Below are 20,455 nucleotides of genomic sequence, written 5' to 3'. Positions count from 1 at the left end.
GCACCGTGTCTGACTATAACCAACGTTTAGAAGATCTTCTCGACCATCACCTTATTGATAATGAGGAACTGGAAAAGAAGAAAAAACTTGGCGGAGTAGGATATTTAATCAACGGCAATATGTGCCTTGGTATTTATGAAGATCTGCTGGTAGCCCGCATTGGAGAATCGTTGGCAAAAACCATCACCAGCAAACCCGGCATTGAACCATACCTACCTGATAATGATGATTTCAACGATTTTGTATCGGTAGACAAAAAGATCTATAGCCACTCCAAAGCGTTGACAAAATTTATTGAAGAAAGTATTTCATACACCGGTAAGCTTCCGCCCAAGGAACACGACAGGCCGGATATGGAAATTTAAATCATTGCTTTCCCTATTACTAATACAATCAATTACTCTTCGTGCAGTTCCAAAATACCGTTGTACATGGTAGACAGCTGGTCTCTGGTGGTACAGTATGGGGGCATCAGGTACACAACATTACCCAGGGGACGTATCAGCAACCCTTTATCCACGCACTTCTTCTTAATTCTATTGGCAGCAGGATTGAGATAACCATCAGCATCCTCATTATCAATCTCCATAGCGGCAATAGTACCGGTAACACGATGTTTTTTTAGCTTGGGATGGTCACGAAATTTGTCGAGTTCCTCTCGGTGCCATTGTTCCATTTCGCTGAATACAGGCTCATTTTCATGCATGAGCTCCATCGAGGCCAAACCTGCTGCACAGCCAATAGGATTTGCGGTATAGCTGTGTCCGTGCCAAAACGTTTTAATGGGATCCGAACTGTTGAAAGCCTCAAAAATAGCATCAGAAGCGATTGTCAAAGACAAGGGCAAAAATCCGCCGGTTAATCCCTTGGCAACAGCTATTAAGTCAGGCTCTACCTGTGCCCTTCTGCAGGCAAACCAATCGCCGGTGCGACCAAAACCGGTCATCACTTCATCAAAAATAAGCAGCGTATCAAATTGGCGATTTACCCAGTGCAGTTTCTGCAAAAAGTCTTCGCGACACATGCGCATACCGCCGGCACCCTGGATAAGGGGCTCAATCATAATTCCGGCGTAGGTTTCCAGATTCTCATCCAACATCTCTTCGAGCTGACGAATAATCTTATCTTCACGCTCCGCCACGGTGTCATCGCCCATCCAGGTATCGGGATAGGGTAAAAACTCTACATCGAAGAGCAAATCTTCAAAAACTTCGGTAAATACGGAACGCTCCCCGGCCGACATCGCTCCAAACGTATCTCCGTGATAGGCCCCTTCGAAGCAGATAAACTTTTTCCGCTCTTCGCCCTTGTTTCGCCAGTACTGATAGGCCATTTTCATAGCCACTTCTACAGCCGTTGAACCGTCATCTGAAAAGAACACCCTGTTTAACGTTCCCGGTAATTGCTCAGTTACCTGTTCAGCGAGCTTCTCAGCAGGATCATGAGTAAAATTGGCAAATATTACCTGCTCCAGCTTTTTCGCCTGATCGGCAATAGCTTTTGCCATTTTCGGATGAGCATGCCCATGAATATTAACCCACCAGCTGGAGATACAATCCATAATACGGCGGCCATCTTCGAGCTCAAGCCAAAGCCCATCCCCGCTTTCAATTTTGACGGGAGTTGGAGCTTCTTTTAAAATCGTAAATGGATACCAAATATTAGGATGAAAATCAGGCACAGTGCTGTCAGATTTTGTCTTTAATTTTAAAAAGGAAATGCGTTATAAACAAAATTGCTCGTCAAAGGTTTTCTTTAAAGTGTCGGCATTTAGGGATTCCAGAGTATCAATTTCTGCAATAATATTAATATCACCGTAGTGCTGAATCGCTTCCCGGTTACTCTGATGCTGCGGGCCGTTCAACACCACCCCCAATATGGGGATATCGCGACTGCGAAGAGCTTCGAGCGACAGGAACGTATGATTTAACGTGCCAAGCGTACTTCTAGCTGTCAACAGTACCGGTATGCCCAATCTTTCAATAAGATCGATAATCATCTTATCATCATTAAAGGGTACCAATAATCCCCCGGCTCCTTCTACGATCAAGTGATCGGTCTCATACTCCGGCATCTCAAAATCAGACATCTCAATATATACATCATCAATTTCTGCAGCTCCGTGCGGCGACATCGGGGTCTCTAACCGATATCGTTCGGGGATGATATACTCGTCAGAAAAGTCCGTAGTTCGTTGTACAAATTGGGTATCGGTTTCTTCTTCAAGACCGGCTTGTATCGGTTTCCAGTAACTAGCCTCGAGGCCTTTCGTCAAGATGGCCGAAACCACCGTTTTGCCAATTTCAGTATCAGTGCCCGACACAAATATTTCTGACGGCCATTCGTTTTTATACATATTTAATCTCAACCTACAATTATTCTAGATATATCTTATAACTATTTATAAAACAGACAAAAGCAACCTAACAATTAAGAATCATAATCTCTTTTAACAGCCAAGAATACCAAGTGATAACTAACGGTAATATCTCCATCGGCAGACTCATTCCAGTGGTCAATAAGTAACGATAGCTCTTTGGGAGTCAACGCCCGGCCCTTCTTTTGTGTGGACGCCCCGATATATTTGAACTCCCGAAAAAACTGCTCTGCACTTTCGAACGTCTGGGTAACCGTGTCCTCATAGTAATCGATCTGTGCAGGGCCCAGCGACATCTTCACAACCAGTTCTTCTATATCGGGCAGTTCGTTGCCGGTATAAGGCAGACCTAACTCCTCACACTTCTGCTTCCACTCGGGAAAACTTTCATTGCCGGGGAAAGAGGTTAAAAGCAATCCGCCGGGCTTGATAGCCTCTAACCACTTGCCTAATGTCTGAGCGGGATCCTTAAACCACTGTGCGGTAAACCCGCTGATCGTTAAGGCATACTCCGGCTCTCCTTCGGGGACATTCTCCGCATCCCGAACAGCAAATGTAAGATTATCAAAATCGCTGAGCTGCTCTTGGCAATATTCCACCATCCGTGGTGAAAGATCAGTAGCCACTATTTCTCTGTTGGGATATAACGTCGCCAACCCCTTAGTCACAAAACCTGTACCACATCCCAATTCAATAATGGGTCCTTTCGGCAGAATATCTCTCCAAGGCTTAAGTGAGGCGATAAGCCGTTCAGCGGCCTCTTTTTGAAGCGTAGCCTGCTTATGGTATTCGGGGGCTGCAGATCCAAAATTTACAGCAATCTTCTCTTTTAAATCTTTATCGTTTACTGCTTGTTGATTCATCGGAATTGTAAAACTATACCTTTTCCTTTATAACCTGTTGAATTTCGGGGGTAACAAACTCCAGACACTGCCGGTGATGGGTCTTTGGCAATGCATGCCCGGCATTTTTAAGTTCAAAATACTGGGCATACTGCTGAAGCTGGTTGTATATTTGCCTGCCTTTTTTATACGGTACTATTTGATCTTGCGACCCATGGAGGATACAAACTTTCCCTACCTTTTTCAGTATCTCCGCATCGAGCCTGGAATCCTGCAGGCGCTGTAGATCCTCAAGTAACAATTGCAGGTTTAGCTCCTCATAAGCTATTTCTTCGGCCTCTAAAGGTGAGAAACAGTTATCATAAAATCGCTGCAGTACTTTTTCGGGATTTATTTCGAGCTCATTAACCATTTCCTGCACAATAAGTCGAGACCGACGCTTGTATTGGGCAGCATAGGGATGAAAATACAGAAATCCTCCGGTAATAATTAATAAATCGGCCGCTTCCAGAAGGTTCTTGGTGATCCAGTGCAAACCGAAAGAGTGAGAGATCAAAACGACCGGTCCTCCACTGTTATCAACTTTTATTTCTTGGGGATTATCAAAATACCCCCGGTCGTAGGTCTGGAAGTTACCATATTTGGAAAGTTCTGTTTCCCAGTGGTCCCAAATATGACGATCAAAACCCCATCCATGAAGTGCAATAAATTGGCAATCAGCCATTAGTCCATCGATTTAATGCTGTTAAAAAAAGTTCTATGTGTTCTTCTTTATGTTGCGAAGAGAGCGTAATTCTTATTCGCGCACTTCCGGCTGGTACCGTAGGCGGACGAATGGCCGTTGCTAAAAATCCATTGCTCTTAAGGTATTTTGCTAAAGCTAACGCTTGCTCCTCTGCCCCTACCATTATGGGTATAATTTGCGAGTCTGCAGTACCGGTACTAAAGCCGGCCTCCGTTATACCTGCTTTCATTTTTTCTATGTGTCGGCGTAGTCTTGTGCGTTCTGACTCCATATCGGGAATCAGTCCTAATGCAGCATCAATAGCTCCAACAACCGCCGGTGGCAGCGCCGTAGTATAAATAAAACCGGGACAAAAATTCAGTAGATAATCCCTCATTTCTTTAGTGCACAAAACAAAAGCCCCAAAAGCACCAAAGGCTTTACCACAGGTAGCAAGCACCATATCAATACCATCGATATTATGTGTTAATCCCAGTCCCTGCTCACCCCACACGCCAACAGCATGGGCATCATCTACGAAAAGAAGTGCCCCGTACTCTTTACACAGCTCTGCTGTTTTTTCCAGGTCAGCGCTATCGCCGTCCATACTAAACAGCGATTCGGTGATAACAATAATTCGAGAAAAATCTTCTTTAGCAGCCTCCTTAAGCTGGTCAGCCAAATCAGAAACAGAGTTATGCTTAAAACGACGAAAAGAAGCTCTGCTTGCAAGTGCCCCCTGCAGCAAACTCCGGTGACTCAACTTATCCGCCAGGATAAGAGAATGTCGGTTTGTTAAGGTGCTGATAATTGTGCTATTCGCCTGGAATCCACTGTTAAACAACAATGAAGATTCCCAGCCAAACGTATGCCCAAGCTTTTTTTCGAGCTTCGCATGAATATCATACGTCCCATTTATGAGGCGAGAAGCAGTAGCCCCCGCTCCATATTCATCAGCATATTTTTTTGCTCGTTCTATTACTTCGGGATGCTTGGAAAGCCCCAAATAATCATTACCGCTGAAATTAATGAATTCTTGCTCCCCATCAGATATAGTCACTGCATCTGATGGGGCAAAACTTGTTAACTCACGAAACTGGTGCTGCTTTTTTCGTTTAGCAAGGGCTTTGTGAATAAAATTATACTTGTCAGTTGAAGACACCTGTTAATTCGTTGCCATCGATTTTTGGGAATTAGCCTGCCAAGTTGAATCGCTTTCAAATGTACGCAGCATTGCTCGAAATTGTCGTACAAACTTGCGCTTATCGTATTTGGGAGCAAACTGGGCAAACTCCAGCATAAAAAGGCGACTCGTTTCTTTGTCATAGACCGTAAAATTCACAAAAGGACCGGCCATAGCATCTTCGGTCATCCTCCAAACACCCCGTGTTTCATACACAAAGTTGCCGTTCATACGAAAGGTTTCTGTTTCGTGGGGACGCTTATATGCCGTTGTCACATATGAGTCTCTTCTGTTACTAGAGCCCTCAAACCATTTCTTATTCAAAGAATCTCGTTTTGTATTTATCCAGCTATCATCTACGTGATTGATATTATCCACTTTTTTCCACCACGCCCAGAACCAGCGATCGTTATTGGGCAACGGCCGCCTCATCGTTAAGAAATTAGCTTGATCTCCATTATCCGTATAGGTGGTATCAATGCTCTTTATCCAATCATGCTGTACACGAATCTTCCATCCGTGATTCTGCCACAGACTGTCTTCCAGCGCGAACTGCTCCCCCCGTTCATAGATCTCCGCAGTCCACCGATTGAGCTCTTTATCTATAAGATTATCGACGAGCGTCTTCTGGGAATTTTTAATCTGTGTAGCCAGAGCCGTATCGCTGGGGGCCGAAAGAAGCAACAGCCATTGGTCTCGGTACCACTGATCTTTTAACGGAAAAGCAAAGGCTTCGCCATCTCGCACTTTTCGTTCAACATCATCACTTAGCAAAGCTCGCATAAATTCTGATACATTGGTACTGTCATCAATGGGAGCAGCTATAATGATATTGCGAAACTTCTTTAATCGGTCCAATTGCTCATTACTATCAAAATCACGAAACGACAAATCAAAACGGGGTGGTTTGCCGGGAATCGTCTGGGTCCACCCGCCAAATGTTTGACGCAGGGCTTCTGCTGTATTGCTTTCAAAATCAGCTGAATCCATAACCACAATAACCTGTCCAAAGCTGCCGCTTGCCTTTTGCCGGTAGTCGCCTTCGCACCCAATCCAAATAACCGTTAACAATAATATTGATGCTACTTTGCCTATCTCCTTCATAGATAATTTCATTTATTTAATAATTACTCCGTACCATACTTTAAGCTTCTAACAAATGCAAATACCTGCTCTTTCCATCCTTCTTCCGGGTAATGTTCTCTGATGGTATCGATAAGTGCACTTCCAACAATAAAGCCATCCATATCTGCGGCAATGCGCTGTGCATCTTCATGGGATTTAATACCGAAGCCCACCATCTTGGGATTATTCGTGATATTCGCTTTTACCCGATCAATAAAGCGCTGTACCGATTGTGCTACCTCATCACCCTCCCGGGCCCCGGTAACGCCCGTAACAGAAACACAGTACACAAACCCCTGCGATTGCTGATCAATCTTTTGCATGCGTTCATCAGAAGTATTGGGAGCTACCAGATAAATAATCGGCAACTGATATCTCTGGGCTTCCTCTGTTAAAATTCCCGATTCTTCTATGGGGATATCGGGGATGATCAACCCATCCACGCCTGCCTCAGCTGCATCACGACAAAAATCTTCGGCTCCATATCGCAGTACCGGGTTAATATACCCCATTAAGATGATGGGAATTTCCGATTGTTTGCGAACCTGCTCAACAATATCCAGGATTTTCTTCATGGTAATTCCCTGCTCAATAGCCACATTGCTGGAATATTGGATGGTAGGTCCATCAGCAAGGGGATCACTAAAGGGCATCCCCAGCTCTACCATGTCAACTCCGTTTTCATCAAATCCGAGGATGAGATCCACGCAAGCCTGTAGATCCGGATAGCCGGCCGTGAGAAAGAGACTCATAATTTTAGATGAATCATCATGCTGTTCAAATAGTTGCGTAACTCTGTTTTCAGTAGTAATCATTTTATCTGAAATACTTTTTAGTTTGGCTGAGATTTCAACATTATCTCAGCTCCGAAAAAATCTGATGTTAAAGATTATTGGAAATAGTGGTCATATCTTTATCGCCGCGCCCGGAACAGTTCAGTACCACAATCTCATCTTTTTCCGTATTTGGCATAAGCTCATCCAGGTACGCTATGGCGTGGGCGGTCTCCAGTGCGGGGATAATGCCTTCCGTTTCTGATAGTAACTTTACCCCTTCCATAGCCTGTTCATCCGTTATTGAATGATATTGCACCCGCTTCGTTTCGTGCAGATATGAATGTTCAGGACCGATGCCCGGGTAATCAAGACCGGCACTGATGGAATGCGCCAACTGTATCTGTCCGTCAGCATCATGCAGCAAGTAACTCATAGAACCGTGCAAGACCCCCGGCGTACCGATTGTGAGCGTAGCAGCAGTCTCATCGGTATCGGCGCCCAACCCTGCCGCTTCAAGACCATACATCTTAACCTCCTCATCTTCAATAAAAGGATAAAAGGCCCCTATTGCGTTAGATCCACCGCCTACACAGGCCAATAGGTGATCCGGAACTTCGCGCCCTTCGGCTTCTTTCAGCTGATCTCGAATCTCATCCCCGATCACTTTATGAAAATTACGCACCATCTTGGGATAAGGATGCGGACCAACTACAGACCCAATAATGTAAAATGTATCTTCTACATTGGTCACCCAGTCACGAATTGCCTCATTGGTCGCATCTTTTAAGGTTTGCGAGCCGCTGGTAACAGATCGTACCTCCGTGCCCAACAGGCGCATGCGTTCCACATTCAGTTTCTGGCGTTCCATATCCTCAGCTCCCATGTAGACAATACAATCGACCCCAAACTTTGCACAAGCGGTAGCCGTAGCCACACCATGCTGCCCTGCCCCGGTCTCGGCAATAATACGATCCTTGCCCATTCGTCGGGCTAATAAGATCTGGCCAATGGCATTATTAATTTTGTGTGCCCCGGTATGGCAGAGATCCTCACGCTTCAGGTAGATCTTTGCCTTCCCGTAATGGTCAGTAAGCCGATTGGTATAAGTCAACTTTGTAGGACGCCCTACATATTCGTTCAACAAATGACGGTACTCTGCCTGGAACTCATCATCTTGCCAAGCTTCGTTATACGCCTCCTCCAGCTCTTCGAGAACCGGTATCAGGATTTCAGGGACAAACTTCCCGCCAAAATTGCCAAAATAACCTTCTTTTGTTGGTAAATCGTACGTCATAGCTATTTGTTAAGTGTTAATACAAATTCAAAACTCATATCTAAAAGTCTCACAATCTCACTACCCAGATCTCATAATCTCAAATCTCAATACTCACAGTCTCACATCTCAATACTCAGAATCTCATAATCTCACTACTCAACATCACAACTCCCCCATCTCCTGCTTATCCCAGATATCACGCATCTCTTCCATAAAGGCCTCTACCTTATCAAAATCCTTCACTCCCGGCTCGGCCTCCAACCCACTGGACACATCTACCGCATACGGTTGAACCTGCCTGCAGGCCTCTCGAATGTTTTCTGTATTTAAACCGCCCGCCAAAAAGTACGGCACGCCCTTCGAAACCTCATCCAGTACCGACCAATCAAACGCCTGACCCGTACCGCCCCACTTTCCATCAATTTTAGTATCAAAAAGAAGATGCTCCACGTAGTCTAAATATGGACTAATTCGTTCATTAAGATCTGCTGCCGTATCATTTTCCTCAACATGAATTGCCTTAATCACCGACTTATCAACCATAGAACAATATTCCGGATTTTCGTTACCGTGCAACTGAACATAATCGATTCCAGTTTGTCGACCGATCATATTCACATCATCCAGCGGCTGGTTTACAAAAACGCCCACACACTTTGGGCCGTGCAGCCAGTTTATCATTGCTCCTGCTTCGGCCGGGCTAATACTGCGTGGACTTTCTTCATAAAAGATAAAGCCCATGTAGTGTGCCAATGCCCCGGATACAAAACGGGCATCTTCTAATGACGTAATTCCACAAATTTTAACTTTGGTTCGTTCTTCGGGATCTGCAAACATCTATTTCGTTTCTGTAGTTATTAGATTCTGTAATTCTGATTTCATTGCCGAAACGGCCTCCCCGGGATTCTCCTGACGCATAAAATATTCGCCTATAAGAGCAGCGTCAATATTGCGCTCCAATAGAAACTGTAAATCGGTAGCGCTGCTTAATCCACTTTCTGATACCAACACTGTGTCTTCAGGAGCTTTATGCAACAGCTCTACGCCGCGATGAAGGTCAACATCAAAAGTGCGTAAATCACGGTTGTTGACACCCAGAATATCGACATGCTCAAAGTTAACATATTCAAAATCCTCTTCCGAATAACATTCTACCAATGCTTGCAATTCAAACTCCTTGGCAGCATGTAACAACTCCTGCAGCTGATGTCCGTCAGTGATTGTAGCGATAAGTAATACTGCATCAGCGCCAAAGGCTTTCGCCTCTTTTACTTGGTATGGTTCTACTATAAAATCCTTGCGTAACAAAGGAATAGAGACTTCTTTCGAAGCAGTTTCTAAATATTTGAGACTCCCCTTAAAAGCGGGTTCATCAGTCAAAACAGATATTGCAGACGCCCCGCCTTCCTGGTACTGCGCCGCTATACGCTGGGGATCAAAGTCCTCCCGGATCAACCCTTTCGAGGGAGATGCTTTTTTAATTTCAGCAATTACTGCCACATCATTCTCCAGCTGTAAGGCCTCACCGAAATCACGGGATTCCCTTTCAAAAAGCTCAAGGTCACCCAGGTCACTAAAGCTGCGCTCCTGTTTACGCTTTCTGAGATCAATAACCGTTTGTTCAACAATTTCTTCCAGAATATTAGGCATAGTTACGATTGGTTTGCGACTTCCGTTGTTACTTCTACAAAATTATTCAGTGCCTTCAGCGCCTTCCCTGATCGCAGGCTCTCCTCAGCCAGGGCTTTTGCTTCTGACAGATGATCTGCCTTCCCCGAGGCATGTATGCCGAAGGTGGCATTGAGCAGTATCACATCCTCTTGTGCTTTAGTTGCCTCATTCTTCATAATAGAGCGAATGATATTGGCATTATACTCTGCATCCCCTCCCTGTAGCTCTGAGAGATCGGTCCATTCAAAATCCAGTGACCGCGGATCAAAGGTAGTTGCATCGTTGACCATATTGCCGGTAAGTTCAAATATTTCTGATTGTGCACTCAAACTCACCTCATCAAGTCCGTCATGGGCATTAACAGTATATGCAAAGTCTGTTTGCAGGTTTGCCAATATATGAGCTATCTGCCGAGCCACACCTTTGCTATAGGCCCCTATCATCTGTCGGCTGACACCGGCAGGATTTAAAAGCGGCCCCAGGATATTGAAAAAAGTTCGTATTCCCATCGCCCGTCGTGCCGGCATAACATGCTTCATCGCCGGATGGAAAAAAGGAGCAAACATGAAAACCAGGCCGGTCTCTTCAAAAACCTGCTCCACCTGTTCCTTTTTAAGCATCACAACGCCGCCCAATGCCTCCAACACATCCGCACTTCCACTCTTGCTGGAAACACTTCTGTTCCCATGCTTTAAAACCGGGACTCCTGCTCCAGCTACAACAAACATAGAAGCCGTAGAAATATTGAATGTTCCGGAATTGTCACCGCCGGTGCCGCATAAGTCTACAGCACCTTCTGTTTTGACATCGGGCTTGATAGCCTCCTCGCGCATTACTTTAACAAAAGAAGTAAGTTCCTGGGTTGTTTCACCCTTGGCTCGCATAGCCGTCAAAAAAGCGGCGATCTGCTCATCTGCGATCTCACCATTCACTATTTGACGTAACGCTTGCTGAGCTTCACTCCCACTAAGATCTTGGCCGTGAACAATCTCATCTAACAATGAACTAAATTCTTTAACTTTTTGCATCGCTTGTATTTATAGTTTTTATCTAAAATTAACATCCAGGAACTATTTGCTATGTACTGTTCGTAATTCCAGCCAATTTCTGATGATATTCGGGCCTTCTGTAGTCAATATACTTTCGGGATGGAACTGTATCCCCTCAATCGGATATTCTTTATGGCGAAGCCCCATAATTACCTCGTCATCACTGCGGGCTGTAACCTCGAGCACATCGGGGATCTGTTCCGGATCAAGCACCAAAGAGTGATATCGTGTTGCGGTAAAATGATTCGGAATATCCTCGAAGATCGAATCCCCGTCATGATGTATAGGTGACGTCTTGCCATGCATCAGTTCCGGGGCATGGATAACTTTACCGCCAAACACCTCCCCTATTGCCTGGTGTCCCAGGCAGACACCCAAAATAGGCGTATCTGCGCCCAGCTCCTCAATCACCGGCTTGGTTACTCCCGCATCGGCCGGACGCCCCGGACCGGGTGATATAAGCACCTTATCGGGATCCAGCTCCTTAATCTCCTCCATGCTAAGGGCATCATTACGGATCACTTTGTAATCCTCAGTATGCTGGGCCACAATATGCACCAAGTTATAAGTAAAAGAATCGTAGTTATCTATAATTAAGATCATAGTAAAATTGTCAATCGATTAACTGCGGTAGTCATAGGTTTTAAACAGCCCCGTTGCCTCACGTACCGGTTCCATCACCTTCTCAGCCCGTGTACGAGCTTTTTTACCTCCTTCTTTGAGGATATCCCGAACGGTATCAAGATCTTCAGCCAGCTCCTTACGCCTGGCACGCGCTTCGGCAAAGTACTCTTCAATCATTCCCAAAAGCTCATTTTTAGCATGTCCGTAACCATAGCCGCCTGCACGATACTTTTCGGCAATCTCGTTCTGTTTCTCCTCATCGGCAAAGAGCTTGATCAGTGCAAACACATTACAGCTTTCCGGATCTTTAGGCTCATCCAACGGTGTTGAGTCTGTTTCTATAGACATCACCTTCTTTTTAAGCTCCTTTCCTTCATCAAAAATTCCGATGGTATTTCCATATGACTTACTCATCTTTTGTCCGTCGAGCCCAGGCACTACGGCTACGGATTCCAGGATATGGGGCTCAGGAAGCTTTAAATATTCCTCGCCATAATTATGGTTGAACTTTCCGGCCAGATCACGGCAGATCTCAATATTCTGCTTCTGATCTTTGCCTACCGGAACCAGATCTGCGTTGTACATCAGTATATCCGCGGCCTGCAAAATCGGGTAGGTGAACAAGCCGATATTGGGATTCAGACCCTGGGCTACCTTATCTTTGTACGCAACCCCCTTTTCCATCAGACTAACCGGGCAGAACGTACCCAGAATCCAGGCCAATTCAGCATGTTGGGGCACGTCACTCTGGGCAAAAAAAGTTGCCTTATCAGGATCCAAACCCAGTGCCAGGTAATCAAGAGCTACATCAATCGTATTTTTGTAGATCTCTTCTCCGTCATTAATAGAAGTCAAGGAGTGGTAATTTGCAATAAAATAAAAGGCATCCCCTTCTTCCTGCATCTGAATATGCTGGCGCAAGGCACCAAAATAATTGCCAAGATGCAGTTTCCCCGAGGATTGTATACCAGATAATATTGTTTTCATTAGTACGTACTTTTATTTGTTAATCTTTATAAACTTTCTTGTCATCCTGAACTTGTTTCAGGATCTATTTTAATTACTTTTGTTTGAAGCAGAAGGTGATGGCTAACACAAGTTCAAGCACTCCTTCCGCATTGTATATTTTAATTGGTTATCGATAAAGCCACGCTTAATGCTTCTACCAAAGCGCCGGCCTTATTTTTCGTTTCTACATATTCTTTTTCGGGATCACTGTCAGCTACGATTCCGGCCCCGGCCTGTATATATACCTTTGAATCGGTAACCATCATCGTGCGAATAACAATACAGGTATCCATATTGCCCGAAAAATCAAAATAACCTACCGCCCCCGCATACGGTCCTCTTTTAGTCGGCTCCAGTTCATCAATAATTTCCATAGCACGAATTTTGGGAGCACCGCTAACCGTGCCCGCCGGAAAACATCGCATCAATGCATCCACCGAGGTCTGGTCATCTGCCAACTCGCCTTTCACATCTGAGACGATATGCATTACGTGCGAATAACGCTCTATTACCTGCTCACGGACCGGCTTTACCGTAGCCGGTTTACATACCCGCGACAGATCATTACGTCCCAGGTCTACCAACATCACATGCTCGGCAATCTCTTTGGGATCATTCTTTAAATCTTCTTCCAGCGCTAAATCTTCTTCCGGAGTTTTCCCGCGGGGCCGCGTACCCGCAATAGGAAGCAACTGGGCCGTATCATCCTGCACCCGCACCAACACTTCCGGTGAAGATCCCACCAGTGCAAAATCATCAAAATCTAAAAAGAACAAATAGGGAGAAGGATTTACCATCCGCAGGGCGCGATATAACATAAAGCGATCTCCGGCAAAATCAGTTTCAAACCGCTGCGACAGCACTACCTGGAAAATATCCCCTTCATAGATATACTCCTTAGCCTTTTTGACCATCTGCTCAAATTCGGGCTGACTAACATTGCTTCGCAACTCATCCGGATTTATAGAAAATGAATCGGTTGTCTGCCCCGGTTGGTAGACTAACTCCTCCAGTTCATCAAGTCGTTGTTGGGCCTGTCGGTACTTCTCTGCTGTATCCTGTTCATCTTCCACAAAAACTGTTTTAATAATGATGACTTGCTGCTTAACGTGGTCAAAGGCAAACACCTCATCATAAAAAGCCCATATAGCTTCCGGTACATCGGTATCGTCTTGGGGATGATCTGGCAGCTGCTCGATCTCGCGCACCGTATCATAAGAAGAAAAACCTACGGCCCCACCCGACAAACGAGGCAGTTCGGGCATATCGGGTTCACTGTGGCAGGTAGTAAGTTCCTTCAGAGCCTCAAAGTACGGCTGCTCCAAACGGTTCGTAGTATCATCTTTCTCAAGCACCACCTGCTGTCCGTCATACTTCAGCACCTGGTACGGATCTCGACCTAAAAATGAGTACCGTGCTACCTGCTCTCCCCCCTCTACCGATTCCAGTAAAAAAGGATACTCCCCATTTTCGCGAAGCGAAAGAAACAGAGAAACCGGTGTTAATACATCGGCCATTAGCCGACGGTAAACCGGTATGGCCGTATAGTCTTCTGCTAAATCTTTAAACTCTTCAATATTCATATCTGACAACTCTGCTAATTATATCCAAAATAGTTTCGGATTGAGATCAATAAATAGTTCAAAAATAAAAAAACCCACTCCAGTTTCCTGCAGTGGGTTCGCTAAAAAATGCTTATGTGAATCTAGCTCATAAAAATGCCACTGCCCGTGTATGTTGTTTCACGAGCCACCACCAATTAATATTTTTATGAGCTGATTTTTTCATAACGCTCTGAATATAATAGCCGCCTGCACTAAAATCAACAACTTTATTTACGCTAAATAAAAGCTATATTAGGATCCAAAAATAAACCTGTTTTTCATGCTGCAGTCATCACGTTTTTTTCTCTGCTTCCTAATTCTGCTTGTTGGTATTTCAATATCCGGCTACACTCAAATTGTAGGCCCGGTCTCTTCCCCGGTTAAATCCATAGAAAGTAATTCGGTATCAAACATGGAAGCATTTGGGGATACCTTGTGGATAGGTCCGGGATTAAACCGGAATATTGCCAACAATGCCCAATGGTATTATCCCCAAAATGCGGATTCTGTAGTAGCTGGTCGGGGTAGTGTTTATTCCCTGGCGTTAGCACAAGATACTATTTGGGCCGGATTGGGCTATACTGCTGCTACTGCCGACGGTGATGTACAGGCAGGACTTGGATACCACTATTCCACTGATGGCGGAGATCAATGGCAATTTATTGATAACCCCAATGATGAAAAAGATGACAGCACTTTCGTCTATGGTGGTACTACGTATTCCAAATTACCGGTTACTGCCCAACAGCAGTCTCCCCCTTTTGAGATTGCATTGAGGAAAGAAACCATTTTTTCTGCCAACTGGGCCTTGGGGCTGGTCCGTAGTCAAAATTTCGGGAAGACCTGGAACCGCATCATTTTACCACCACAACAGACCGACACCCTAAAGCCCACAAGTGAATATACCTTTAATGGCAATGGAGCCAACCGGTACGATCCGCGATTTGATCAAAATCTATTGGGCTTTGCAGTACTTATTGATAAGGCGGGCACGGTTTGGTGCGGTACGGCCGGTGGAATCAATATCTCAAATAACGCTTTAACTGCGCCCGCAGACAGTATTCGGTGGCATCATCTACAGGTTGACGAATCTGATGACGGCTTGCTGGGCAACTGGATCATCACCATAAAACAGCACCCCACCACCGGGGATATATGGATGACCAACTGGCCCGGCGGACTCAGTGACAAGGAGACTTATGGCATTGTGCGAACCAGTGATACCGGCCAAACCTTTGATCATTACCTGGAGGGAGAACGCATTAACGATATCGGATTTTTTAACGGCACAATTTATGCAGCAGGTGACAACGGCTTGTTCAGAAGCAGTGACAATGGCGCCAACTGGCAAAAAGTGCCGCAGATACAATCGCCCAATACCTTTATTAAAAAATCAGCTGTATATTACAGCCTCGCCACAACAACCAAACGACTATGGGTCGGAACCAGCGACGGCATTGCCTCCACCCCGAACGATGGTACGAGCTGGCAAATAACGCGGGTAAACTTTCCGCTTAGTGGCAAAAACAGGTACCGCCAAGAGGCTCCTTCCGTTGATGCTTACGCTTATCCGAATCCCTTTTCTCCACGCCGGCATCAGCTGGTGCGAATCAAATATAAAGTAAAGAAAGCCGGGAAAGTTACGATTCGTCTATTTGATTTTGGAATGAACCTCATTAAAAAGCTGGATTCAGGAACCTATTCTCCCGGAACCTACGAGGCCGTTTGGGATGGTACTTCAACAACGGATAAGCAAGTAGCAAACGGGGCTGTTTTCTATCAAATTGATACTCCGGGAAATACCATCAGGGGAAAGATCTTATTGATTGACTAAGTTATGATGATGAAATACATATCAACAAAAACAGTACTCACTTTTTTTATTATAACACTGGGAGCCTTTGCCCTGCAGGCACAACATGCCGGCCGTGCCGGGGCTTTTAGCCGGTTAGGATTTGGCCCCCGGGGTATGGCCATGGGAAATGCCCTTACCGCTGTAACCCAGGAAGGCATCTACGGCTATTATAACCCTGCCTTGGTAGCTCACGCCAAACAGGGCAACCAGGTAGACCTGTCGACAGCGGCTATGAGTTTTGATCGAAGTCTCCATACCCTAAGCAGTACCTTCCAACTCCCCCCAAGCGCTGGAGCCTCCATCTCTGTAATAAATGCAAATGTAAACAATATTGATGGGCGAACTTCAGATGGATATCACACCAATATGCTCTCAACCCATGAATACCAGTTTGCAGCGGCCGCCGGTATCTCTATTAGCAAAAAAATATCGGTGGGCATCGGTGTTAAATACTATCTTTCTGATCTACATAATGAGCTGGATAATGCTACCACTGTAGGGCTTGATCTGGGCTTTCTTTATATCCTATCGGATCAGCTGCAATTGGGAGGCACCGTCAAAGACCTGCTGGCTTCTTACAACTGGGATTCAACACCGCTTTGGGGAGATAACGGTTCATCCCATTCCGATCCATTTCCAACTCAGCTTCGTGTTGGAGTTTCCTATCAGCCCATTACCAAGCTACTCGTCAGTTTCGATAGCGGACAAGAATTCTACGAAAAGGAGTCCACAACTTTTCTACGCCTTGGCAGCACTTATCACTTGCACCAGTATATTACCATACGGGGCGGCTGGCAAATTGAGAATTTATCCTCGTTAAAAACATCAAACCATGGGAGTGCAGGTTTTTCAATATATCTGCCTTTTGATTTTATGACTCCCACTATCGATTATGCTTTTTTACAAGAATCCAATAATATTTCTTATATGCATACCTTTGGTATACAATTGAATTTATAAGGAGTAGTTTTCTGAATTACGGAATTTCAAAAATGAATAGATCATCAACTTATAGTGCCCTTCTAAACAACACCCGGGGTATGTTATTAACTGCAATAACAGGAATCCTAATATTGCTGTCTCCTATCCATTCATCTGCCCAAAATACAGGGCTTGACCTGTTGACTATCGGGCCAAGTGCACGGGCATTATCATTAAATGGAGCTGTTACTGCCGAGCAGCTTGGGGCTTCAAATCTGTATACCAATCCGGCGAATCTCGCCCTGGAAAACAGTTCTTCTCTTAACGCAGCCTATACACTGTGGATTGGAGATCTAAATCACACCCATGCTGCCATAAATTTTAAAAAAGGAAACCGGGGGTTTGCTTTCGGCTTTATCGGGGCACAAGATGATGACATTGTATTGCGAACTAAAGCGGGTCCACCGGAAGGATCTTTTGCCATAAGCCTGCTTTCGCTAAGTGCCGGCTATGCCTATCAGCTGGGGCCTATTGCCATTGGAGGATCTCTACAGTATCTGCGTGAGGAGTATTACATTCATAATGCCTCCGGTTATACAACAAACTTTGGAGCGGCAACACAACTTTGGGATAAGCGCCTTCAGCTTGGAATGAGCCTGCTTAACCTGGGAAAGATGGACGAACTTATCAACCAATCGACCTCTCTGCCCACTAACCTTCAAGCAGGTTTTAATGCCGAACTGTTAACCTTCACTGCCCCGGAAAACAAAAACCTGCCAATTACTGTCAGTTTGAAAAATAACTGGGTTGTTCCTGTTAAAACGACGAACACCTCCTCACAGGGCGAGGCAGAGCGAGAGCCCTACACCAATATTGCAGTAGAGTTCGATATAGCAGAAACTATTTTGTTGCATTCAGGATATAAAACCGGTGATACCGTACGCCACTGGACGGCCGGGGCCGGTGTAAAAGTTGGCTCTATCGTTGCTAATTATGCTCTTATCCCGTTTGAAACAGGTTTCGGAACAGTGCATTCATTAGGAGTCAGTTATCAGTTTTAGACCCTATGGCCTATTCTCTGCCCCCTTTTCTTCCGGAGCGGAGCACCGGAAGGAGTATGTCGAAAGGAATGGCCAAGTTCTGTTTCCGTCGCTCTGCTGCGGAAACAGAACGGGCAACTACTCTCTAATTTTTGTAATAGAGATCAAGCCTTCTGACAATACATAATTCTGTGCTGAAGAATATCGCCAATATTCCGGTTTTGTAACATATCCTCTTTTGACCGGATTATAGTGTATATACTCCATTTTCTGCTGCATCATAGCATCATCCATAATTTGCTTAGGATGATATCCCTCCTGCCAAAATTGGTACTCACAGTCTCTGTGATGGGAAAGCTTATTTTCTTTCAACTTCGATAGATAAAAACCGTGCCCTTCCTTTTTCAGAAAATCGATAATTCGTCGGGCGGTATATGATTTAAAAGTTCGAATATTCTTTTGCAACTGATCTGACTGTGCTATCAGATGCATATGATTTTCCATAATAACATATGCATATAGCGTTAACCCTCTTTTGTTTTGGTGAAAGGCTAAGCTTTCCAAAATTATTTCCGCAGCATCAGTAATAGAAAAGACAGGCAACCAATCAACGATACTGATTGTTATAAAGTATGGGTATTGGGTTTCATAAACCTTATAAGAAGTCCGTGCCATTTTTTATGAGTAAGACCATTCAAAGGGATAAACCTTACAATTTTCTTCCGGAGCAGAGCACCGAAAGGAGGAGGTTGCGAGTAACGACCAAGTACTGTTTCCGTCGCTCTGCTGCGGAAACAGTACGCCCCTGCCCGACTTGCAGTTGCCTGCTCACATCTTTAGCTTGCTGAATTATTGACTTATTCATCTTATTTAATCAACAACCTATGCATCGAATTTTATTATGGACACTTGTTACAGGCCTATTGTGGGGTACGCTGTCAACCTGCAAGAGCCCCAACGGGCCGGATGATGACGATACTGAAATGATAGAAAAAACGATAACCCCAACTGATGGCAGCAGTACCCTGGATAATGCCACCCTGTACAACGCTGATACCGACGAAAAGCTTGGTGTCGGTGAGAAGTCACTCAAACGAGAGAAAGGCACGAAGCTTTCGGTTCGCGCTGAGCAGGACGGCTACCACTCCGAAACGAAGCCGGTCTCCTTTTTAACCAACGGCAGTGTAGAGATTGTGCTGACGGAGGAGAATCCGGATGAGGTAACACTAAACTACCGGATTGCTGATAAGAAGGACGTGTTGATCTCTTCGGCTGAGCTTTTTATTGCGGATACCTTAGCGAAAAGTCAACCGGAAGGAAGTATTACGCTTCCCTACCAAGAAGCTGAGGTAGATATCTGCGGGCGAGCCGAGTACTACGAGGAGTCGTGTAAGACGGTTACTCTTGATGAGAGTCGGGAGTTGAGTCTCCAAAGTGCTCGCAAGACCGTGACGTATACAATTACACCTGAGATCTATGATGCTGACGGTAAGATTGTATCTCAGGAAGAGCGTGAGCAGATCGGCTTTCATTTAGAGGTTGGTGACTCAACTGTCACTGACAGTCTTATCTACTCTGAAGAAATACCTGATTACAGGCTGAATTACCCAATGTCTAATAAAACAGTCATTGTCAGCGGTGATGGTATTTATAATCTTCGCGAAGACCTAAGTACAAAAATGCTATCTCGCGGTAACGCAGAAGTAAGTGCTGCAAACAATCAAGACATAACTCTCAAACTTAAACACGTACCCGCCTGCTCAGACGGAATCGATAATGATGGCGATAGTGACATCGACCGAGAAGACAGCGGCTGTGTAGACAGCGGCGGAAACTACGATCCAGAGGATGACGTGGAGCTAGTAGAGGGCTTAAGAAGAACAGGCTACGCCACCCCTTCTAGCAAAGGGTATGTCTCAAGTAAGGAGGGTAATCGTGAGGTATTTATTGGTGCTCCGGATTACCCTAATTCAATCAAAAAGGCACTTTCTGTTGAGATTTATGTTGAGCATAAATTAGAGGCAGATCAAAGCAATGAAGCCTTTGCATTTAAGTTTGCCTGCGGCCCGGATGAAAACAATCGTGACAACATCAATATGACGAACATCATTTCTGATGACCCTGATGTTGACGGCTGGCATAATCCAGCCATTACCGGTATCACCAAAGACTTCTTCGCCACTGGAACTAACTGCAGCATACGCGCAGTGCATGCCAGCAAGGTCCGTGGCGAAGCTCCTGGTGACGGAGGAGATGACGTTGTGTTCTATCTACCAGATGAAACACGCGAGCTAACCACTGTTTGGTTCTATGAACCAGAGGAAGTCGAGTCGTCAAATTAATACATAAAAAGCCGGATTAGAAAGGGTTAGTGCTACTA

At 45.1% G+C, this 20,455-nt stretch carries 21 protein-coding genes; 5 read left to right on the top strand and 16 right to left on the bottom strand.

Annotation, left to right across the window (positions count from 1 at the left end):
- Positions 1–5 precede the first annotated feature (5 nt).
- Positions 6–365, top strand: a complete 360-nt coding sequence (locus G3569_RS01360; protein WP_165265301.1) for a TfoX/Sxy family protein — start codon at positions 6–8, stop codon at positions 363–365.
- A 32-nt stretch (positions 366–397) separates the two neighbouring features.
- On the opposite strand, the gene bioA is transcribed toward G3569_RS01360, so the two are convergent.
- The 14 genes from bioA to trpE all read right to left on the bottom strand — a co-directional run bounded on the left by bioA (position 398) and on the right by trpE (position 14,238).
- The gene (gene bioA, locus G3569_RS01355; protein ID WP_165265299.1) at positions 398–1,681 is read right to left on the bottom strand and encodes an adenosylmethionine--8-amino-7-oxononanoate transaminase; all 1,284 of its coding nucleotides are present in this window, start codon (positions 1,679–1,681) and stop codon (positions 398–400) included.
- A gap of 42 nt (positions 1,682–1,723) precedes the next feature.
- Positions 1,724–2,356 (bottom strand): dethiobiotin synthase, encoded by a 633-nt coding sequence (bioD, locus tag G3569_RS01350; RefSeq protein ID WP_165265297.1) that lies wholly within the window; start codon positions 2,354–2,356, stop codon positions 1,724–1,726.
- Positions 2,357–2,430: 74 nt separating this feature from the next.
- Entirely contained in the window at positions 2,431–3,240 is an 810-nt protein-coding gene (locus G3569_RS01345; protein ID WP_165265295.1) for a methyltransferase domain-containing protein, read from the bottom strand.
- 13 nt (positions 3,241–3,253) lie between these two features.
- Positions 3,254–3,943 carry an alpha/beta fold hydrolase gene (locus G3569_RS01340; RefSeq protein ID WP_165265293.1) on the bottom strand — a complete coding sequence of 230 codons (690 nt, stop codon included), beginning with the start codon at positions 3,941–3,943 and terminating at the stop codon, positions 3,254–3,256.
- Positions 3,936–5,105 carry an aminotransferase class I/II-fold pyridoxal phosphate-dependent enzyme gene (locus G3569_RS01335; protein WP_350356545.1) on the bottom strand — a complete coding sequence of 390 codons (1,170 nt, stop codon included), beginning with the start codon at positions 5,103–5,105 and terminating at the stop codon, positions 3,936–3,938. Before G3569_RS01335 ends, G3569_RS01340 begins: the two co-directional genes overlap by 8 nt.
- Positions 5,106–5,108: 3 nt before the next feature.
- On the bottom strand, positions 5,109–6,230 hold the full coding sequence (locus tag G3569_RS01330; protein WP_165265419.1) for a DUF4837 family protein: 1,122 nt from the start codon (positions 6,228–6,230) through the stop codon (positions 5,109–5,111).
- 23 nt (positions 6,231–6,253) lie between these two features.
- A complete protein-coding gene (trpA, locus tag G3569_RS01325; RefSeq protein WP_165265291.1) occupies positions 6,254–7,066 on the bottom strand; it encodes a tryptophan synthase subunit alpha in 813 nt (270 codons plus the stop codon).
- Positions 7,067–7,133: 67 nt separating this feature from the next.
- The gene (trpB, locus tag G3569_RS01320; protein ID WP_165265289.1) at positions 7,134–8,321 is read right to left on the bottom strand and encodes a tryptophan synthase subunit beta; all 1,188 of its coding nucleotides are present in this window, start codon (positions 8,319–8,321) and stop codon (positions 7,134–7,136) included.
- A gap of 144 nt (positions 8,322–8,465) precedes the next feature.
- Complete coding sequence (locus G3569_RS01315; protein ID WP_165265287.1) at positions 8,466–9,140, bottom strand: phosphoribosylanthranilate isomerase; 675 nt, start codon at positions 9,138–9,140, stop codon at positions 8,466–8,468.
- Positions 9,141–9,953 (bottom strand): indole-3-glycerol phosphate synthase TrpC, encoded by an 813-nt coding sequence (trpC, locus tag G3569_RS01310; protein ID WP_165265285.1) that lies wholly within the window; start codon positions 9,951–9,953, stop codon positions 9,141–9,143.
- 2 nt (positions 9,954–9,955) lie between these two features.
- The gene (gene trpD, locus G3569_RS01305; protein ID WP_165265283.1) at positions 9,956–11,002 is read right to left on the bottom strand and encodes an anthranilate phosphoribosyltransferase; all 1,047 of its coding nucleotides are present in this window, start codon (positions 11,000–11,002) and stop codon (positions 9,956–9,958) included.
- 42 nt (positions 11,003–11,044) lie between these two features.
- Positions 11,045–11,626 carry an anthranilate synthase component II gene (locus G3569_RS01300; protein WP_165265281.1) on the bottom strand — a complete coding sequence of 194 codons (582 nt, stop codon included), beginning with the start codon at positions 11,624–11,626 and terminating at the stop codon, positions 11,045–11,047.
- An 18-nt stretch (positions 11,627–11,644) separates the two neighbouring features.
- Positions 11,645–12,634 (bottom strand): tryptophan--tRNA ligase, encoded by a 990-nt coding sequence (trpS, locus tag G3569_RS01295; RefSeq protein ID WP_165265279.1) that lies wholly within the window; start codon positions 12,632–12,634, stop codon positions 11,645–11,647.
- Positions 12,635–12,774: 140 nt separating this feature from the next.
- Positions 12,775–14,238, bottom strand: coding sequence for an anthranilate synthase component I (gene trpE / locus G3569_RS01290; protein ID WP_165265277.1), 1,464 nt, complete (start codon positions 14,236–14,238; stop codon positions 12,775–12,777).
- A gap of 301 nt (positions 14,239–14,539) precedes the next feature.
- Here trpE and G3569_RS01285 point away from each other — a divergent pair, with 301 nt between their 5' ends.
- Genes G3569_RS01285 through G3569_RS01275 form a run of 3 tightly spaced genes read left to right on the top strand, consistent with a single transcriptional unit; the run spans position 14,540 to position 18,096 of the window.
- The gene (locus G3569_RS01285) at positions 14,540–16,093 is read left to right on the top strand and encodes a FlgD immunoglobulin-like domain containing protein (protein ID WP_165265275.1); all 1,554 of its coding nucleotides are present in this window, start codon (positions 14,540–14,542) and stop codon (positions 16,091–16,093) included.
- Positions 16,094–16,096: 3 nt separating this feature from the next.
- The gene (locus G3569_RS01280; RefSeq protein ID WP_165265273.1) at positions 16,097–17,074 is read left to right on the top strand and encodes a PorV/PorQ family protein; all 978 of its coding nucleotides are present in this window, start codon (positions 16,097–16,099) and stop codon (positions 17,072–17,074) included.
- A gap of 32 nt (positions 17,075–17,106) precedes the next feature.
- Positions 17,107–18,096 (top strand): PorV/PorQ family protein, encoded by a 990-nt coding sequence (locus tag G3569_RS01275; protein WP_205719972.1) that lies wholly within the window; start codon positions 17,107–17,109, stop codon positions 18,094–18,096.
- A gap of 117 nt (positions 18,097–18,213) precedes the next feature.
- Here G3569_RS01275 and G3569_RS01270 read toward each other — a convergent pair whose 3' ends face one another.
- The gene (locus G3569_RS01270) at positions 18,214–18,750 is read right to left on the bottom strand and encodes an REP-associated tyrosine transposase (protein ID WP_165265269.1); all 537 of its coding nucleotides are present in this window, start codon (positions 18,748–18,750) and stop codon (positions 18,214–18,216) included.
- Between the two features lie 34 nt (positions 18,751–18,784).
- Entirely contained in the window at positions 18,785–18,940 is a 156-nt protein-coding gene (locus G3569_RS01265; RefSeq protein WP_165265267.1) for a hypothetical protein, read from the bottom strand.
- A 19-nt stretch (positions 18,941–18,959) separates the two neighbouring features.
- Between G3569_RS01265 and G3569_RS01260 the strand changes: the two genes are divergently transcribed.
- Entirely contained in the window at positions 18,960–20,417 is a 1,458-nt protein-coding gene (locus G3569_RS01260) for a hypothetical protein (RefSeq protein ID WP_165265265.1), read from the top strand.
- The last annotated feature ends 38 nt before the right edge of the window (positions 20,418–20,455 follow it).

The organism is Fodinibius halophilus (assembly GCF_011059105.1).
Classification (GTDB): Bacteria; Bacteroidota; Rhodothermia; order Balneolales; family Balneolaceae; genus Fodinibius; species Fodinibius halophilus.
The sequence above is the reverse complement of the archived record's forward strand: the minus strand, read 5'-3'. Positions and strand labels throughout refer to the sequence as shown.

Excerpts from the sequence above, each read along its gene's own strand:
- G3569_RS01280 (WP_165265273.1), top strand. The coding sequence starts at position 16,097 with ATGATGATGAAATACATATCAACAAAAACAGTACTCACTTTTTTTATT.
- G3569_RS01270 (WP_165265269.1), bottom strand. The coding sequence starts at position 18,750 with ATGGCACGGACTTCTTATAAGGTTTATGAAACCCAATACCCATACTTT.
- G3569_RS01330 (WP_165265419.1), bottom strand. The coding sequence starts at position 6,230 with ATGAAGGAGATAGGCAAAGTAGCATCAATATTATTGTTAACGGTTATT.
- G3569_RS01285 (WP_165265275.1), top strand. The coding sequence starts at position 14,540 with ATGCTGCAGTCATCACGTTTTTTTCTCTGCTTCCTAATTCTGCTTGTT.
- trpE (WP_165265277.1), bottom strand. The coding sequence starts at position 14,238 with ATGAATATTGAAGAGTTTAAAGATTTAGCAGAAGACTATACGGCCATA.
- G3569_RS01340 (WP_165265293.1), bottom strand. The coding sequence starts at position 3,943 with ATGGCTGATTGCCAATTTATTGCACTTCATGGATGGGGTTTTGATCGT.
- trpB (WP_165265289.1), bottom strand. The coding sequence starts at position 8,321 with ATGACGTACGATTTACCAACAAAAGAAGGTTATTTTGGCAATTTTGGC.
- G3569_RS01300 (WP_165265281.1), bottom strand. The coding sequence starts at position 11,626 with ATGATCTTAATTATAGATAACTACGATTCTTTTACTTATAACTTGGTG.
- G3569_RS01345 (WP_165265295.1), bottom strand. The coding sequence starts at position 3,240 with ATGAATCAACAAGCAGTAAACGATAAAGATTTAAAAGAGAAGATTGCT.
- trpS (WP_165265279.1), bottom strand. The coding sequence starts at position 12,634 with ATGAAAACAATATTATCTGGTATACAATCCTCGGGGAAACTGCATCTT.
- trpA (WP_165265291.1), bottom strand. The coding sequence starts at position 7,066 with ATGATTACTACTGAAAACAGAGTTACGCAACTATTTGAACAGCATGAT.
- G3569_RS01275 (WP_205719972.1), top strand. The coding sequence starts at position 17,107 with ATGAATAGATCATCAACTTATAGTGCCCTTCTAAACAACACCCGGGGT.
- trpD (WP_165265283.1), bottom strand. The coding sequence starts at position 11,002 with ATGCAAAAAGTTAAAGAATTTAGTTCATTGTTAGATGAGATTGTTCAC.
- bioD (WP_165265297.1), bottom strand. The coding sequence starts at position 2,356 with ATGTATAAAAACGAATGGCCGTCAGAAATATTTGTGTCGGGCACTGAT.
- G3569_RS01260 (WP_165265265.1), top strand. The coding sequence starts at position 18,960 with ATGCATCGAATTTTATTATGGACACTTGTTACAGGCCTATTGTGGGGT.
- trpC (WP_165265285.1), bottom strand. The coding sequence starts at position 9,953 with ATGCCTAATATTCTGGAAGAAATTGTTGAACAAACGGTTATTGATCTC.
- G3569_RS01315 (WP_165265287.1), bottom strand. The coding sequence starts at position 9,140 with ATGTTTGCAGATCCCGAAGAACGAACCAAAGTTAAAATTTGTGGAATT.
- G3569_RS01265 (WP_165265267.1), bottom strand. The coding sequence starts at position 18,940 with ATGAATAAGTCAATAATTCAGCAAGCTAAAGATGTGAGCAGGCAACTG.